Origin of the sequence: Pseudomonas sp. BF-R-26 (assembly GCF_019947395.1) — a bacterium.
Taxonomy (GTDB): domain Bacteria; phylum Pseudomonadota; class Gammaproteobacteria; order Pseudomonadales; family Pseudomonadaceae; genus Aquipseudomonas; species Aquipseudomonas farris.
On the sequence record NZ_JAGYGK010000005.1, the window covers coordinates 250,228 to 266,725 of the forward strand.

Here is a 16,498-nt window from a genome sequence, read left to right on the forward strand (position 1 = left end):
AGCCTAACTTCAACTTACGCGAGTGATGCTTTATGCACGACCCTGAAGTGAAAAATGATGTGGAAGCTTTTACATTTGTGTCATTGCTGAAATTTTTGACACAAGGCTGGAAATTTATCACTGCCGGCGCTGTTTTGGGCTTAGTGGGAGCTAGCGCCTATTTATGGGTTACCCCATCAGAGTACGAAGCCTCTGCGATAATAAAAATGGCTGAAAACCGTGGGTTGGATGGTGACGGCACTCCGATTTCAAACCAGATCGAATCTGCAACTTCAGTCATCGCGCGGCTGAACAGCCCTGCTGCTTATTCGGGCGAAGTCCTGCGTGAGTGTGGCCTCGACGATGTGCCAGAGGCTAAACAGCGGATGACTAGGCTGGCTCGGTACACCGCCGAAGGTCAGCCAGCTTTCCTTATGGTCAACGTCCGAGCTCGAGGCGCGGAGCTTGCTTCAAAATGCGCCGAAGGTATCTTCGAGTTGGTTCGCCAGCAACAGGATGTCTTAAGCCAACCCGGCCGGGAACGTCTTTCGCAAATGGTTGCTGACCTTCATAAATCGAGACAAGCTCATTTAGACGCGCTAGGGGGCGGGGGTGGGTTGGCAGAGGGAATGGCTATCTACCTCGCGCACCGAGATGCCATCAACAAAATCGAAGCTGTATTGCGCAGGTACGAATACGCATTGGGTTACATGCCTACGCAGTTGATTTCTGTTTATCCTATTCCTAAAGCCGTATTCCCGCGGCAAACACCCGTTATTCTTTTGGGGCTTATCACCGGGTTGCTGGTGGGGCTTTTGGCGGCTTGCCTGAGGCGCGTTGGCAAAAGCTGAAAGCATGTTCCAGTCGCAGGGCTGGCGCATGACAGTTTAGCTAAGGGGGGTGCATGAAGATATTTGTGACAGGAGCCTCCGGGTTCATTGGCCGTAACTTATGCGAGCAACTTTTGGCTGAGAGGCATGAAGTTGTGGCGCTGCATCGTAGGCTTCCGGAAATCGCTTGCGGCGAAGTAGTGCTTGGAGAGCTCGACGACATCGGAGCCTGGTCAGACCGACTGGAATCAGTCGACTGCGTCATTCATCTGGCGGGACGGGCACATGTGAAAAATGCCAATGAGCAAAACCCGCTGGAGGCGTTTCGGAAAGTCAATCGAGATGCATGCATTCGACTAGCTGAGGTCTGCTTGTTACGTGGTGTACAGCGGTTTGTTTTCATTAGTTCCATCGGTGTGAACGGAAATGAAACACACGGAAAGGCATTCACTGAGCTGTCACCAGCAGCCCCCCACGCTCCTTATGCGATTGCCAAGCACGAAGCTGAAGTGGGTCTGACTTCTCTTTTTAAAGACACGCCTACCGAACTGGTGATTATTCGCCCACCGCTGGTGTACGGGGCTCACGCACCGGGGAATTTTCGGCGTCTATTGAAACTGGTCGCCAGCGGTGCGCCGATGCCGTTCGCTGGGGTAGCCAACAGGCGCAGTGTTATCGGCGTTGAGAGCCTTTGTAATTTCATCTTGCTCGCTGCACAACATCCTAAGGCGGCGGGGGAATTATTCCTGGTCGCTGATGAGCCAGCAATATCCACTGCTGCTATGGTGCGAGCACTGGCGCGAGGGATGGGTAAGCGAAGTATACAGTTGCCTGTTCCGCCAGTATTGCTGAAGACATTGTTCTCACTGGTAGGCAAGCAAGCACTTTATCAGCAGCTTTGCTGTTCACTGGAAGTGGACAGCTCCAATGCCCAGCGGACGCTGGGCTGGATTCCCGAACGTAACGTCGAGGAAAACCTTCGGAAAGAGAGCGCCAGTTACCGAGGTTTGTAGTCTTGAAATCGGTGGGGTTATGGAGCGCTTACAGTAAATCTGCTTTTACGCTGCTCGTCCTGAGCGCCGGAACCGGCCTATCGCGCGCTCAGATTGTCCATCGCAACGTCCGCCACGATTAACCCACATTAGTCTAATGGGTCGCACAAACCTGTCAGTAGATCCTGGATGTCGTTTTTTCCTGTTACGACGATGCTTACCTACGTACAATGGACTTAAACGAGTTCAAGCAAGGGAGTAGGGCGTTTTGGGGCAAGGCTATATGGATAGGCTGAGGATGTTTTTGCTGGGACTTCCGCGTCGGCAGAAGCGGTTAATCCAAGTGTTCACAGACGTTATACTCGTTTGGGTAGCACTGTGGATGGCGTTCGTGGTGCGTTTGGGGATTGATGAGATGATCAATCCTTTCAAAATTCCTATATGGCTATTCGCCTGTGCGCCAGTTGTCGCGATTCCCTTGTTCATACGGTTCGGCATGTACCGAGCCGTAATGCGGTATTTTGGTAACGATGCCCTTGTTGCCATCATTAAAGCGGTCAGCCTTTCCTCGCTGATCCTGGCTTTGATAGTCTACTGGTACAGCAATCACGAGGCAGTTGTTCCCCGGTCTGTCATTTTCAACTACTGGTGGTTGAGTCTCGTCATCATCGGCGGCCTGCGCCTATGCATGCGCCAATATTTCATGGGCGACTGGTTCACAGCCGCCCAGCACGTTCCTTTCACAAACCGTGATGACGGTTTGACCAAAGTTGCTATCTACGGCGCGGGCGTAGCAGGCAACCAACTGGTAGCAGCATTGCGTATGGGGCGTGTCATGCGACCGGTCGCATTCATCGATGACGACTCCAGCATTGCCGATCGCTCCATTTCCGGTTTGCACGTCTACAAACCCAAACACATTCAGCAGATGATCGATGTCACTGGTGCCCAGGAGATCCTTCTTGCGCTGCCGTCTTCGACCCGCGCTCGGCGCCGGGAAATTCTCAATGTACTGGAAGGGTTTCCGCTACACGTGCGCAGCGTCCCCAACTTTACCGATTTGGCCAGCGGCCGCGTGAAGGTTGAAGATATTCGGGAAGTCGATATCGCCGACTTGCTAGGTCGCGACTCGGTGCCTGCGCAGCCTGAGTTGCTGGAACGCTGTATCCGCGGTAAAACGGTCATGGTAACAGGCGCTGGCGGCTCGATCGGGTCTGAACTGTGCCGACAGATTTTCGCCCTGGGACCCACTACGCTGCTGCTGTTCGAACACAGTGAATTTAATCTCTACAGCATCCTGTCCGAACTTGAGCAGCGCAGTTGTCGAGAGTCGTCTGCGATTCGGCTGTTGCCAATTCTTGGGTCCATCCGTCATAAAGAAAAGCTTCTGGATGTGATGAAAACCTGGCGTGTCGACACGGTCTACCACGCTGCCGCCTACAAGCATGTGCCGATGGTCGAGCACAATATTGCTGAAGGCGTGCTGAATAACGTAATTGGAACGCTCAACACGGCTCAAGCGGCACTACAGGCGGGTGTGTCCAATTTCGTGCTGATATCGACCGACAAAGCGGTCCGTCCAACAAACGTAATGGGCAGCACCAAGCGTCTCGCCGAGTTGACATTGCAAGCGCTGAGCCGCGAGATTGCCCCCGTATTGTTCGGCGATAAGATGAACGTTTCGCACGTCAACAAAACACGTTTCACGATGGTTCGTTTCGGCAATGTCCTTGGCTCGTCGGGTTCCGTCATCCCGCTATTCCATAGCCAGATCAAGTCGGGCGGACCGCTGACGGTTACCCATCCAAAGATCACCCGCTATTTCATGACCATTCCTGAAGCAGCGCAACTGGTAATCCAGGCAGGCTCCATGGGGCAGGGCGGCGATGTGTTCGTGCTGGACATGGGCGAGCCGGTGAAAATCGTTGAGCTTGCGGAGAAAATGATCCATTTGTCGGGATTGAGTATTCGTTCGGAGAAGAACCCGCACGGCGACATTTCTATCGAGTTCACTGGGTTACGTCCAGGCGAAAAACTGTACGAAGAGCTGCTGATTGGCGAAAACGTATCGGCTACGCAGCACCCGATGATTATGAGCGCGAACGAAGATCACCTTGCCTGGGACGTCCTGAAAGGTCGTTTGATTGACTTGTTGGCGGCAGTTGATCAAGACGACTACTCACGTGTTCGCCAACTTCTGCGCGAAGCAGTCAGCGGCTACACCCCCGACGGCGAAATCGTCGACTGGATTTACCAACAACGTCGCCTCGAACCCTGATTGTTTCACATCTCGGTGGAGGAGTTTTGGAAGCGAAGGGGATCGGGAAAGCGATTTTGGATAAGCGTCGCGAATAAAATCGTGGTGAGCTAAGCTTGTAGCTCAACACCAGGGCCGGTCATTGACCGGCCTTTTTGCATTCTGGTGGTGGTGGCGGTGCAGCCCCTTCCAGCGGCGGATTTAAAGTTACGACTATGATATCTCGATTAAATGATTGACCAGTCAGCAAACCGTGTACTTGGTTTTCGCCAGATTGAACATACCATTGCGAGTGCTGACGCGGATCTTCTTGCAGGGTGAATCTTGAGTGCGGACTATTCCGTGTTACGCATCATGTCGATGGCCTTTACATCCTTGAAGCACTCGGGTTTTTAGCTCATCGAGGTCGTTCAGTACCCAAGCCCGGTGTGCCAGCCCGAGCAGTGGTGTTTTTCACCGCGCCACGCTATTTCACAATAAACCGAGCAAGTAGGAAGGTGATCGGCAGGGTGATAACCACAACTAGGAGCGGAGCTAGGGTGATGGGGATAGATAGCTGTTCAACAGCGAGGTATATCAAGCATAAACCACTTAGGTATTGAACGATGTAAACAAGCGGGAACGAAAGAAGCTTTTTCAGGGAGAGGGGTTCGTTGAAGACGTAGCGCGCATTGAGAACGTACGAAATTACGATACTTAAGGCATACGAAAGAGAATAAGCATATGTGTATACCATCACTTGAATAAACACTAGATAGAAAATATATCCGGCGCCGGTATTGATGCAGCCAACGATAAGAAATTTAATGAATTCGAAATTAAAGAATTTCTTCTTCAATAACTGCATGAGGGTGTCTGTTGACCTCATCAAATATCCTCCAAATATATTCGCTCATTACACCAAGCATTACTATGATCAGGCCCAACAGGAAGGATACGAGGGTGGCCAGTGTCGCAAACCCAGGCACTTCAACCTTGCCAAACAGAGCACTCAGCACCACAACGGTGCCATAAGCGAAGCTACCCAGCGACACTATCAGGCCTATTGCCGAAATCAGCCTGACCGGAGCGAAGGAAAACGAAAAAATGGAGTCGATAAGCAGCTTCCATTTTTTTCCGAAAGTCCACCTGGATTTTCCATGCTCACGAGCCACGCGAACGTAAGGTATTTTTTCGGGGGTGAACCCTAGCCAAAATGGGAATAGAGGGAAGTTGATATGCTTGCCACTGTCTTTAAGGTAGGGCAGAAGCTGGGCGTCCATGAGAGCGAGGTCAAAACCATTTTTCGGATAGCTTGCCATTACGAACTTGCGCAATAGCTTGTAATACACTGCTGAAAATATTTTTGACCCCAATGGGTCTTGTCGATCTGTGCGCTCACAGATGATGTACTTGGAACCGTTTTTCCAGCGGCTAATCATTTCCGGGATAAGCTCTGGCGGGTCCTGAAGGTCAGCGGCCAAGAACAGAAAACAATCCCCAGTGATGTAATTGAGGCCAGTTTTTACCGCGCTGATGGCTCCGAAATTACGACTTAGCTTGATCACTTTGCTGCCCGGGCGCGTAATCACAAACTGTCTGAGCAAATTCAGTGAGTTGTCTTGGGAGCCGTCGTCGACGAAAATGAGCTCCAGCAGCATGTCTTGTTGATTAAGTAATTGCTCTATATAAAGAAGTTTGCTGAATAGATCCGGCAAGGAGCCTTCGTTAAAATAGACAGGTACCACAATGGATAGCGTTTTCATCGGATCATACTTCCTGTGTAGATGTGCGCACGGGTGAGCTGGACGGTTGGCGCAGCAATGTAAGCAGGCTAATGAAGCAGAGCAGCGTCACAGCGAGAAAAACACCATACATCTGGTGAGAGATCCACGGGCCGGAATACATGTAGAGCATCTGGTCCGGGAATGTCTGGAAGTTACCCGTCCAAGGGCCGACATTTATACTCAGCCAGAACCTGGACAGGATCAGTGCCATGCCTGCGACGGCATAGGTAAGCCACCAGTCGACCTTGCGCTCATCCCCCAACTGGTTCAGTGCCTGGCACGTCAGCATTGCAAGAGCCGGCCAGGCATTGAGGAACTGACGTGATTCGGAGCCGATGGACAGGAAGGCAAACAAGGCGATGAAGACACTGAGGCCCAGGCCTTCGGCTTTTGCCTGCGCAGCGATACGCGGCCAAAGCAAGATGGCGATCATGTAAAACGGACCATAGTGCATCGCGTGCGCAACGACGTTGATCAACGGGTTTGACAAGGATGCCTGTGTAAACAGGCCTAGATAGGTGGTGATTGTGAGTGGGCCAGGCGTCCGGTCGGAAAAGTGAAAGACTATTGCTTTGACCGAGACGTACAGGAGGATGCCCACTACCACTGGAGCCACCTTGATGTACCTGGATGCTCGCAGATAGGCGGGCACGTCGATCATCGGCTTCAGCGCTAAGTAAATGTAGGTAATGAACAGAATTATGCTGAGTGGAAGAATCTCTTTCTTGAAAACGGTTGTGCCTAAGGATTGTCGTAGACCATTGGCATATAGGTAGGCGGCAAGCGCAATCAGGGAGATGGCAACCAGCAATGCTAACAGGTGGCTATGCAGAGAGGGCGGGCGGTTAGCGACGCTGGCCCTACCTAGCATGATCATCGGTAGTGCACCGTAAAGCATCGTGGGCCATACAAAGCAGCAGAGGAAGCTGAGCACTACCAAAAGGGTGAAGCGATTTTTGATGTAGGCATAGAAAATACCCAGGCCTAGGACGTAACCGGAAATATCTGTCAGAGTTGGGTTATATGATAGATTGGTGAGTACAGGGTAATTGAAAAACAGTGCGCTGAAGCCCAGGAAGTAAATAGGCACTCGCCATTGATAATGTCGGCCGATCAGGATGAGTAGTCCGGCTGCAATGACAAGTAGGCCGACATTGAATAAGTAGAAGGCGTGAATCACTCGAGGGGTTGAAGTTATATCATAGCCCAGTAACTTCGTGGTGTTATGAATGATGATGGAGGGGAGAAGACGGCCGATATAATACTCGGACACTGTGTGACTGTTAAGTATCTCTATTGAATCGCGTTGCGCCCAATCAGCATAGGCAGCGCCGTCCCAGCCTAGGCCATCGTTGTGCTGAATTCTTTCACCGTGATTGAAATTAAAAGAGAACCAGAACACCATGAACAGGACCCCCACACAGCCCATTAGTGCATGGCGGTCAATACCAGATAACTTATTCATTTCAATGTATTTTTCTTATGGTGCACAGCCGGCAGGCCGCGATTACGAAGTTTATCCACCAATAGAGGAGGCGTGTATTGTGCATTGGGTATTTCGCGCTGTTTTGGACATCATGTGGATATAGCCCCCATTCACTGAATGTTTTTCACGGCTCAATGCATTTTTCAAGAACTGGTAATATTATCAGAAAGGGTGTAGCTTAATCAAGTGGGGTAGTGGCCAGCGTTGTATCTAGAATAAATCTTTGAGAAAATAGCTGTGGTATTTAGGTCATGCCACTCTCGGCCGCAAACAGATGAGCTCACAAGAGTTAGCCTAGGCATCTCTGGCCTTCTGCCGACCCAGCACCATCTCTTTCGCAAGAGCAATTTCACTGCGACGCCTCTCTCTTTCATGCATGAATTCCCGCCGAATTCTGATCTTGTCCCCTTCCTTCCTCACATAATCAACGAAAACTAACCGCCCTTAAGGCCGCCATTTTTGACTGTCTGTTGGGTTGAGCGCAGAGCCGTTGAAGTTATCGACAACTTATGGGCTGCCTTAGACACCTTCGACAGGAAAGAAGAGTTCATCAATCTGACGCTTATGATGCTGATGGCTCTGGAGTGCTGCAGCTTTGCTCAACAGTTTCCCTGCCACTTGCATGGCAGTCAGCGCCGCTATGCCTTAATTAGGTGGTCAATCAGCGACAGGGGCGATAATTGACCGGCCTTTTTGAAAATACGCTAGGCATGGCGCGTCGTGCGCAAGAGCCAGCGAGCCACGTGCCCTCGCGCGTCCAACTCCTGCGTGAAAACCGTCAGCGGTTACAGTCCCGATGGCGAAATCGTCGACTGGATCCACCAGCAACGCCGTCTCGAGCCCTGATTGTTTCACATCTTGTAACGGACACATTTTTGACAGCTCTAGTACATCGCCTAAGTTTAGGAGGCAGCTTCGGAAAAGCTGCTTTCTCAATTGATGTCATGGAGCTTCATTTATGCGTACTGGCTATTTCTACTCTCTGGTTTTTGCCCTGCTCACCAGCGCCTCTATTGCGGCCATTGCCGCGCCGACAGCGGCGCCGGAGGCTGCCAAGGCACCCTTGATGCTGGACGTCGCCGCCAAGGCTCAAACCGGTAAGGTCGATCTCAATGGGGCTGATGCGCCGACTCTGCAGCGCGAGTTGTCCGGGATTGGTGAAGCGAAGGCCAAGGCGATTGTTGCTTATCGTGAGAGTAATGGGCCGTTTTCGTCCGTCGACGAATTGCTGGAAGTGAAGGGGATTGGCAAAGCCATTCTGGACAAGAATCGCGAGAAGCTGGAAGTGAACTAAGCTTGTAAGTCCACACCAAGAGGCCGGTCATTGACCGGCCTTTTTGCATATTGCCGTGGAGGGTGATCTGACGCCTTTCATCAGGGGAGAAAAATTACGGCTATCATATGGCGCTTGGATTATGCCTATAATAAATTCGTTATTCGCTGAAGCGCTTTGACATTCAGGCGCTTCACCTTCCTCAATCGTCCTCCAGGGAGCATTGTCATGAATTCTGTCCAGAACCAGGGTACGGCCCTGGTCACCGGAGCTTCTTCCGGCATTGGTGCGGTTTACGCGGAGCGGTTGGCGGCGCGTGGTTTTGATTTGTTGCTGGTGGCCCGTGATCAGGAACGGCTGGAGGCCGCGGCGAGCAAGTTGCGCGCCGCGCATGGGGTTCAGGTGGAGGTGCTGAAGGCGGATCTGACGCAAAAGGATGACGTGTTGAAGCTTGAGCAGCGTCTGCGCAGCGATTCGAGTATCAGCCTATTGCTGAACAACGCTGGTGTCGCGGCGGATGGTTTGCTCGCCAACGCTGATATGGATCAGCTGGAGCGTTTGATTCAGCTGAACGTCACCACGGTGACGAGGCTGGCCTCGGCGGCGGCTGCCGGTTTTTCCAAGGCCGGTCGGGGGACGATCATTAACATTGCGTCGGTGGTAGCGTTGTTTCCTGAGCGGTTCAATGCGACGTACAGCGCGAGCAAGGCTTATGTGTTGAGCCTGACTCAGTCGTTGAACGAGGAGCTTGCGGGCACCGGGGTCCAGGTTCAAGCGGTGTTGCCGGGGGTAACACGCACCGAGATTTTGGAGCGTTCCGGTATCGATGCGTCCCAGATTCCGGCGGACATGATCATGGAAGCGGGGGAGATGGTTGACGCAGCGTTGTCGGGTCTGGACCAAGGTGAGTTGATCACCATTCCTTCCTTGCCGAATCTCTCTGAGTGGGAGTCCTATGTAGCGGCGCGTCATGCGATGGCGCCGAATCTGTCCAGAAGCACGGCTGCCACGCGTTACAAGTGAGGCGCCATTGAATCGGCTTGAGGTATTTGCGTTATGAGTAATCGTCGAGTGGTAGTCACGGGTATGGGCCTGGTGTCACCGTTGGGTAGTGGCGTCGAAGCGGTTTGGGCGCGTCTGTTGGCCGGGCGCTCCGGGTTGCGGGCGTTACCGGACGAGGTGGTGGCCGATCTGCCGGCCAAGGTCGGTGGCGCGGTGCAGACGCTGGCGGAAGATCCTGAGGCGGGTTTTGATCCGGATCGGGCGACGCCGCCCAAAGAGCAGAAGAAGATGGACCGCTTCATTATGTTTGCCATGGAGGCGGCGCGTCAGGCAGTGGAACAGGCGGGTTGGCAACCGCAGGACGCCAATGCCCAGGAGCGTACTGCAACTATCATCGGCTCGGGCGTGGGTGGTTTCGGTGCGATTGCCGATGCGGTGCGCACCACCGACAACCGTGGCCCGCGACGTTTGTCGCCGTTCACCATCCCTTCGTTTTTGGTCAATCTCGCCGCGGGCCATGTGTCGATCAAGCACGGTTTCAAGGGGCCTTTGGGGGCTCCGGTAACGGCGTGCGCGGCCGGGGTTCAGGCGATTGGTGATGCGGCGCGGCTGATTCGATGTGGCGAGGCGGACATTGCAGTGTGTGGCGGTGCGGAGGCGGCGATCGATCGTGTCAGTCTCGCCGGGTTCGCGGCGGCCAGGGCCTTGTCCAGCGGTTACAACGATACCCCGGAACGCTCCTCGCGGCCGTTCGACAGTGGCCGCGATGGCTTTGTGATGGGCGAGGGCTCGGGCCTTCTGGTAATCGAATCCCTGGAGCATGCCCTGGCGCGCGGCGCTCAGCCTCTGGCCGAACTGGTCGGTTACGGCACCAGCGCCGATGCCTATCACCTGACCGCGGGGCCTGAAGATGGCAGCGGTGCGCATCGGGCGATGTCGCTGGCGTTGGCTCAGGCGGGCATTTCGCCGGCACAGGTGCAACATCTCAACGCTCACGCAACCTCGACTCCGGTTGGGGATTTGGGGGAGTTGGCGGCCATCAAGTCGCTGTTCGGCTCGGACAACAAGATAGCGGTAACGTCGACCAAGTCCGCGACCGGGCATTTGCTCGGCGCCGCAGGCGGGATCGAGGCGATCTTTACGCTGTTGGCACTCCGCGATCAGGTGGTGCCGGCCACGCTCAACTTCGATAACCCGGATCCAGCCACCCAAGGCGTGGACATTGTTCATGGTCAGGCGCGGCCAATGACGATCGAGTACGCCATGTCCAACGGCTTCGGATTTGGCGGCGTGAACGCCAGCGTGTTGTTCAAATATTGGGAGGACTAGTTCACGACAGGTGATGGCACGAATAGTGATTACTTATTCGCTGACGATTGTTGAACAATCACGAGGCGTTGAGTATGAACAGCGGACTGTCCCTGGCCGACCACATCACATTGGAGTTACGCGCTGACATCATCGGCGGTCGTTTGCTGCCCGGCATGGCGCTGGTGGAAAACGATCTGGTGTCGGCTTACAACGCCTCGCGAAACACAATTCGCGAGGCGTTGCACCGTCTGGGGCAAGAAGGGTTGACCCGTTATATCCGCAACAAAGGCGTGATGGTGCGCAGGTTGGGGGCTGATGATGTGCGCGATCTGTTCAAGGTCCGTCGCACGCTGGAGTTGCAAGCCATCAGCGCCAGTCAGCCGCTGCGTGATTATCAGTCCGACCGGATGCTTGAAGCCCTGGAGGCCACCGAGCTGGCCCGGGAGCGTGAGGACTGGCGTGCCGTCGGCACCCACAGCCTGGCATTTCACCAGCACATCGTCGGATTGCTGCGCAGTCCATTGTTCGATGAGTTCTTCACCAACGTCGTCGCGCAATTGCGCCTGGTGTTTTGCACCGCTCCCGATGAATCACGTTTTCAGGCGCCCTGGCTGGCGCGCGACCGGCAGATACATGACTTGCTGGCCGACGGCGATAAGCGCGCGGCCGGGGACGCCATGAGCCTTTATCTCGACGACTCCGAACACCTCCTGTTGCAGATGCTTGCCCCTTCTTCCCATCACTGATCGAGGATTTGTGCCATGTACAAAGACTATCCGGCGGCTTATCAAGTCAGCAAAGGCTCGGCCTTGCAGGTAGACACGGCTTTCTACGAGAGAGTCCGGGACAAGAAAGAGGGGCGCACGCTGATCGAGCAGTTCGAAGTGCCGATCCGCACCGGCCGTGCCTGGAATGTGCCGGCCGGGCATGTGTTCAGGGTCACAACCCCGGTCGGCCCGCAAGTCGGGGACTTCAATGTCTGGAATGCCCATGACCCGCGCGAACGCTTGTGGGCTGCGCGAACCCGGCAGTTGCAAGGGGCGCATGTCAGCACCCATGACCGGCTCTGGTCGAACCTGCCTTTCTTGCGGCCGCTGGTGACCATCACCGACGATAGCTTGGCCGGGTACGGCATCGACGAACATGGCGGGCGTTTGCACGACTTACTGGGGACGCGCTGCGATCCGTATGTGAACAAAATGCTCACGGGCGAAGACTTCCATCATCACTGCCACTCGAATTTGACTCGCGCAGTGTTGCCCTATGGCCTGACCGAGTTTGACGTGCATGATGTGCTGAACATTTTTCAGTGCACCGGCCTGAATCATGACGACATGTACTTCATGAAAGCCTGCCCGGCACAGAAGGGCGATTACCTGGAGTTCTTTGCCGAGATTGATTTGCTGTGCGCGTTGTCGACGTGTCCGGGTGGCGATCTGTCCCTGGCCATGTGGGGGCCGGATGCGCAGGATCCGCTGAGTGTGTGTCGGCCGCTGGGGGTGGAGATTTATCGGTTGGAGGATGCGTTGCTTGAAGGCTGGAGCCAGCCGGAACGTGCGGCCTACAAAGGGCTGCATGGCTTGCACATTGCCAAGGCCGATTGGGAAAAGTAAGTGCTAAAAGCAAGAGCAAAAAGATCGCAGCCTTCGGCAGCTCCTACAGGGAAACACATATTCCGTGTAGGAGCTGCCGAAGGCTGCGATCTTTTGATCTTTTGATCTTTTGATCTAGCGGTCCTGCGCATCCTTGGCATCCGCTTCCGCGTTGCGTTCGGCGACGCGTTTGCGTTGCTCTTCGGTCAATTCGACCTTGTTGGCAGTGTCGCGCAGCATCATCAAACCGCCAACGATCGAGCCGATGGCAACGATCAGAATCAACCAGGCATACCAGGGCATAGGGCTCTCCTTGAGGGCAGGCCGATTGGCGGTTTCGCCGATCGATCGTGCATACCACTTTGAGCGATTAATTTTCGCAGTGGTTCCATTCTATGCCTGATATGCCGTAGACGCCGTACATCCTTGCAGGCGCGGTGTGTGAAGTCAGAGCCCGGTCAACATCGCATCCGCCGGCGCATCGGCACGCAATTGCGCGGTGAGCATGAAGTACACGAAACCCACTGCCATGAAGCCGAGGAAGATCAACCCGATCAAGGTGTTGAACCAGGCCATCGCCACCAGGCAAACCACCGCCAGCACCAGCGCAATGAACGGCACCAACGGGTAGCAAGGCGCGCGGAAAGTGCGTTCCAGGTTCGGCTCGGTTTTGCGCAGTTTGAACAGGCTGAGCATGCTCATGATGTACATCACGATCGCGCCGAATACCGCCATGGTGATCATCGCTGCCGTCAGTGTCATGCCGCCGAGGTTGATCAGGCCGTCGCTGTAGATCGCCGCGATGCCGATCACGCCACCGGCGATGATCGCCCGGTGCGGGGTCTGGAAGCGCGACAGTTTGGCCAGGGATGCCGGCAGGTAACCGGCCCGGGCGAGGGCGAAGAACTGCCGCGAGTAGCCGAGGATGATCCCGTGGAAACTCGCCACCAGACCGAACAGGCCGATCCATACCAGCATGTGCAACCAGCCGGAGCTTTCGCCGACCACGGCTTTCATGGCTTGCGGCAGCGGATCGTTGATGTTCGACAGGGTGCGCCAGTCGCCGACGCCGCCGGCAAAGAACATCACACCCATGGCCAGCAGCACCAGGGTCAGGATGCCGCTGATGTAGGCTTTGGGAATCGTGCGTTTAGGGTCCTTGGCTTCTTCGGCAGCCATGGCTGCACCTTCGATGGCCAGGAAGAACCAGATGGCAAACGGAATGGCCGCGAACATGCCGGCAATCGCTGGCGCACCGAACACATCAGAACCGGCCCAGCCGTTGAGGGCGAAATTACTGAAGCTGAACGCCGGGGCGACCACGCCCATGAACACCAGCAATTCGGCGACCGCCAATACGCAGACCACCAGTTCGAAGGTCGCGGCGAGTTTTACGCCGAGGATGTTCAAGCCCATGAACACGATGTAGGCACCGACCGCCGCGTGTTTCGGGTCGAGGGCCGGAAACTGCACGTTCAGATAGGCACCGATCGCCAGGGCAATCGCTGGTGGGGCGAAGACGAATTCAATCAGGGTCGCCAGTCCGGCAATCAATCCGCCCTTTTCGCCAAAGGCGCGGCGGCTGTAGGCAAAAGGACCGCCGGCATGGGGAATGGCGGTGGTCAGTTCGGTGAAACTGAAGATGAAACAGGTGTACATCGTGGCGACCATGAACGAGGTCACCAGGAAACCAAGTGTCCCGGCAACGCCCCAGCCGTAACTCCAGCCGAAGTACTCACCGGAAATCACCAGCCCGACCGCGATACCCCACAGGTGGAGCGTGCCCAGCGTGGGTTTGAGTTGTGTGTTCATGCGTTGCTCCCGGAACGGTTTGGAAAAGCTCGGGGAGGGTGTGTGCAGTGGGCGTGCCATTTTGCGGATGGGCGTCGTAAAGCGCTGAAAGCTGTCGTATCGGGGATGTTCGCCGCTGGATGAGTGCTTTTTGTGCGCCAGTTGGGGGCGTTGTTGCCTGTTCTGCCGTCTTCGCGAGCAAGCCCGCTCCCACATTTGGAATGCGTTTACCCACACAACTCCGATCCCTGTGGGAGCGGGCTTGCCCGCGATGAGGCCCGCCGGAACACCGCTGTAACAAAGCCATAAACCCACTCTTTACGCATTCTTTATGCCCCGCACCACCCCTCGATCTCGCTCCTTTACAGCCTCCCTGCAGACAATCACTCCACACGCGGCAATACGCCGTAACACGGAGAACTTCCATGAGCGTTCTGGACGGGGTGTCACTGCTATTGGCAGTGGGGCTGTTCATTTATCTGTTGGTTGCGCTGTTGCGCGCGGACCGGAACTAGGAGCGGCTATGCACAGTTATGACTATTGGCTGATCATCGCCTTCTTCGCCGTAGTGCTGATCCCGGCACCGTTTCTGGGGCGCTTCTACTACAAGGTGATGGAAGGGCAGCGCACTTGGCTTTCGCCGATCCTCGGGCCGGTGGAACGTGGTTGCTATCGGGTGGCGGGCGTTGATCCGCAGGCCGAGCAGAGCTGGCAGAAATACACCCTGGCCTTGCTCGCCTTTAACCTCGCGGGTTTTTTGCTGCTGTTTGCGATCCTGCTGTTTCAGGATCACTTGCCGCTGAATCCGCAAAACCTGCCGGGTCAGGAGTGGACGCAAGCCTTCAACACCGCCGTCAGCTTCATGACCAACACCAACTGGCAGTCCTACAGCGGCGAAGCGACCCTCAGCTACCTGAGTCAGATGGTCGGCCTCACCGTGCAGAACTTCGTCAGCGCCGCCACCGGCCTCGCTGTGTTGGTTGCGCTGTGTCGTGGCATCGGTCGCAAGTCCACCAAGACCCTGGGCAACTTTTGGGTCGACATGACCCGCGCCACCCTCTACGGCCTGCTGCCGTTGTGCCTGCTGCTGGCGCTGTTCCTGGTCTGGCAGGGCGTGCCACAAACCTTCGCCCACTACGTGAACGCCGTGACCATGCAAGGCGTCGATCAGGTGATCCCGCTCGGCCCGGCTGCCAGCCAGATCGCGATCAAGCAACTGGGTACCAACGGCGGTGGTTTCTTCGGCGTCAACTCGGCGCATCCATTCGAGAACCCGACAGCCTGGAGCAACCTGTTCGAAGTCTCCTCGATCATTCTGATTCCGGTCGCGTTGGTGTTCACCTTCGGTCATTACGTGAAAGACCTGCGTCAGAGCCGCGCGATCATCGCCTGCATGCTGGCGCTGTTTTTGATCGGCGGTGCGACATCGCTGTGGGCTGAATACCAACCCAACCCGACCCTGGCCAACGTCGCCGTCGAACAGACTGCGCCGCTGGAAGGCAAGGAAGCGCGTTTCGGTACCACCGCCACCGTGCTGTGGTCGGTGACCACCACTGCGGCGTCGAACGGTTCGGTCAACGGCATGCACGACAGCCTCAACCCGCTGAGCGGCATGGTCGCGATGATCAACATGATGGTCGGCGAAGTGATCTTCGGCGGCGTCGGAGCCGGGCTCTATGGCATGTTGCTCAACGTGCTGATCGCAGTGTTCCTCGCCGGACTGATGATCGGCCGCACTCCGGAATACCTCGGCAAGAAACTGCAAGCCCGGGAAGTCCAGTTGCTGGTGGTGACTTTGCTGGTGATGCCGGTCGGCGTGCTGGTGCTCGGCGCGATTGCCGCCAGCCTGCCCGGCCCGGTCGCGGCGGTGAGCAACCCCGGCGCTCACGGTTTCAGTCAGTTGCTTTATGCCTACACCTCGGCCAGTGCCAACAACGGCTCGGCGTTCGGCGGCTTCGGTGCCAACACCGCGTTCCACAACCTGATGCTGGGCCTTGGCATGTTGATTGGGCGCTTCGGTTACATCCTTCCGGTACTGGCGTTGGCTGGCAGCCTGGCGATGAAGAAAACCGCCCCGATTGGCCAGAACAGCTTCCCGACCCATGGCCCGCTGTTCGTGACCCTGTTGACCGTGACCATTTTGCTGGTGGGTGGTTTGACCTTCTTGCCGACGCTGGCGCTGGGCCCGATTGCCGAACATTTGAGTATGGGCTTCTAAG

At 55.6% G+C, this 16,498-nt stretch carries 15 protein-coding genes; 10 read left to right on the plus strand and 5 right to left on the minus strand.

Features of this window, described 5'->3' with window-relative positions; all coding sequences use genetic code 11:
* The first annotated feature begins 32 nt into the window (after positions 1–32).
* The 3 genes from KGB18_RS08940 (at position 33) to KGB18_RS08950 (ending at position 4,079) form a co-directional block, all read left to right on the plus strand.
* Positions 33–830, plus strand: a complete 798-nt coding sequence (locus KGB18_RS08940; RefSeq protein WP_123723159.1) for a Wzz/FepE/Etk N-terminal domain-containing protein — start codon at positions 33–35, stop codon at positions 828–830.
* Between the two features lie 53 nt (positions 831–883).
* Complete coding sequence (locus KGB18_RS08945; protein ID WP_123723160.1) at positions 884–1,822, plus strand: NAD-dependent epimerase/dehydratase family protein; 939 nt, start codon at positions 884–886, stop codon at positions 1,820–1,822.
* 262 nt (positions 1,823–2,084) lie between these two features.
* On the plus strand, positions 2,085–4,079 hold the full coding sequence (locus KGB18_RS08950; protein WP_123723161.1) for a polysaccharide biosynthesis protein: 1,995 nt from the start codon (positions 2,085–2,087) through the stop codon (positions 4,077–4,079).
* 445 nt (positions 4,080–4,524) lie between these two features.
* On the opposite strand, the gene KGB18_RS08955 is transcribed toward KGB18_RS08950, so the two are convergent.
* Genes KGB18_RS08955 through KGB18_RS08965 form a run of 3 tightly spaced genes read right to left on the minus strand, consistent with a single transcriptional unit; the run spans position 4,525 to position 7,289 of the window.
* Positions 4,525–4,926 (minus strand): GtrA family protein, encoded by a 402-nt coding sequence (locus KGB18_RS08955; RefSeq protein ID WP_123723162.1) that lies wholly within the window; start codon positions 4,924–4,926, stop codon positions 4,525–4,527.
* Positions 4,877–5,803, minus strand: coding sequence for a glycosyltransferase family 2 protein (locus KGB18_RS08960; protein WP_123723163.1), 927 nt, complete (start codon positions 5,801–5,803; stop codon positions 4,877–4,879). Before KGB18_RS08960 ends, KGB18_RS08955 begins: the two co-directional genes overlap by 50 nt.
* A 4-nt stretch (positions 5,804–5,807) precedes the next feature.
* On the minus strand, positions 5,808–7,289 hold the full coding sequence (locus KGB18_RS08965; RefSeq protein WP_148710225.1) for a hypothetical protein: 1,482 nt from the start codon (positions 7,287–7,289) through the stop codon (positions 5,808–5,810).
* A 979-nt stretch (positions 7,290–8,268) separates the two neighbouring features.
* Between KGB18_RS08965 and KGB18_RS08970 the strand changes: the two genes are divergently transcribed.
* The 5 genes from KGB18_RS08970 to KGB18_RS08990 all read left to right on the plus strand — a co-directional run bounded on the left by KGB18_RS08970 (position 8,269) and on the right by KGB18_RS08990 (position 12,509).
* Entirely contained in the window at positions 8,269–8,604 is a 336-nt protein-coding gene (locus KGB18_RS08970; RefSeq protein ID WP_052964079.1) for a ComEA family DNA-binding protein, read from the plus strand.
* 207 nt (positions 8,605–8,811) lie between these two features.
* Positions 8,812–9,606 (plus strand): SDR family NAD(P)-dependent oxidoreductase, encoded by a 795-nt coding sequence (locus KGB18_RS08975; protein WP_123723166.1) that lies wholly within the window; start codon positions 8,812–8,814, stop codon positions 9,604–9,606.
* Positions 9,607–9,639: 33 nt separating this feature from the next.
* A complete protein-coding gene (gene fabF / locus KGB18_RS08980; protein ID WP_223569679.1) occupies positions 9,640–10,914 on the plus strand; it encodes a beta-ketoacyl-ACP synthase II in 1,275 nt (424 codons plus the stop codon).
* Between the two features lie 74 nt (positions 10,915–10,988).
* Positions 10,989–11,642: a GntR family transcriptional regulator gene (locus KGB18_RS08985; protein ID WP_123723168.1), complete on the plus strand. Its 654-nt coding sequence runs from the start codon at positions 10,989–10,991 to the stop codon at positions 11,640–11,642.
* 15 nt (positions 11,643–11,657) lie between these two features.
* Positions 11,658–12,509: an urea carboxylase-associated family protein gene (locus tag KGB18_RS08990; protein WP_123723169.1), complete on the plus strand. Its 852-nt coding sequence runs from the start codon at positions 11,658–11,660 to the stop codon at positions 12,507–12,509.
* A 114-nt stretch (positions 12,510–12,623) separates the two neighbouring features.
* Here the strand turns inward: KGB18_RS08990 and KGB18_RS08995 are convergent, their stop codons facing one another.
* Both KGB18_RS08995 and eat read right to left on the minus strand, forming a co-directional pair.
* Positions 12,624–12,791: a DUF2897 family protein gene (locus KGB18_RS08995; RefSeq protein WP_008006000.1), complete on the minus strand. Its 168-nt coding sequence runs from the start codon at positions 12,789–12,791 to the stop codon at positions 12,624–12,626.
* 144 nt (positions 12,792–12,935) lie between these two features.
* On the minus strand, positions 12,936–14,300 hold the full coding sequence (gene eat / locus KGB18_RS09000; protein WP_008006002.1) for an ethanolamine permease: 1,365 nt from the start codon (positions 14,298–14,300) through the stop codon (positions 12,936–12,938).
* A 404-nt stretch (positions 14,301–14,704) separates the two neighbouring features.
* On the opposite strand from eat, the gene kdpF reads away from it, so the two are divergent.
* Both kdpF and kdpA read left to right on the plus strand, forming a co-directional pair.
* Complete coding sequence (kdpF, locus tag KGB18_RS09005; protein ID WP_007899818.1) at positions 14,705–14,794, plus strand: K(+)-transporting ATPase subunit F; 90 nt, start codon at positions 14,705–14,707, stop codon at positions 14,792–14,794.
* A gap of 8 nt (positions 14,795–14,802) precedes the next feature.
* The gene (kdpA, locus tag KGB18_RS09010; RefSeq protein WP_223569680.1) at positions 14,803–16,497 is read left to right on the plus strand and encodes a potassium-transporting ATPase subunit KdpA; all 1,695 of its coding nucleotides are present in this window, start codon (positions 14,803–14,805) and stop codon (positions 16,495–16,497) included.
* The last annotated feature ends 1 nt before the right edge of the window (position 16,498 follow it).